Raw genomic sequence first — 254 nt, forward strand, 5'->3', positions numbered from 1 at the left:
TCTTTTCAGTCGGCGATCTCGTGGATCGCGGCGAGCATTCGGAGCAGGCGCTCGCGCTGCTCGACAAGCCGTGGTTCTTCGCCGTGCTCGGCAATCACGAAGACGCGCTGTGCGCCGTCGCCGATGGCCGCTTGCGGCGTCAGTGGTGGTACGGCATAGGCGGCGCGTGGGCCGCCAACCTGCCCGACGAAAGTTTGCGCCGCTACGCGGAGCGGCTGCGCACGCTGCCGCTCGCGCGCGTGGTGGGCAGCGGG

Annotated in this window: 1 protein-coding gene; it reads left to right on the forward strand. The window is 70.1% G+C overall.

Annotation, left to right across the window (positions count from 1 at the left end; all coding sequences use genetic code 11):
• Positions 1 to 254, forward strand: a 254-nt coding sequence (locus SB753_RS39340) for a metallophosphoesterase (RefSeq protein ID WP_410805459.1), incomplete at both ends; no start/stop codon positions are given.

It is taken from the genome of Paraburkholderia sp. SIMBA_053, from assembly GCF_046534895.1.
Classification (GTDB): Bacteria; Pseudomonadota; Gammaproteobacteria; order Burkholderiales; family Burkholderiaceae; genus Paraburkholderia; species Paraburkholderia caledonica.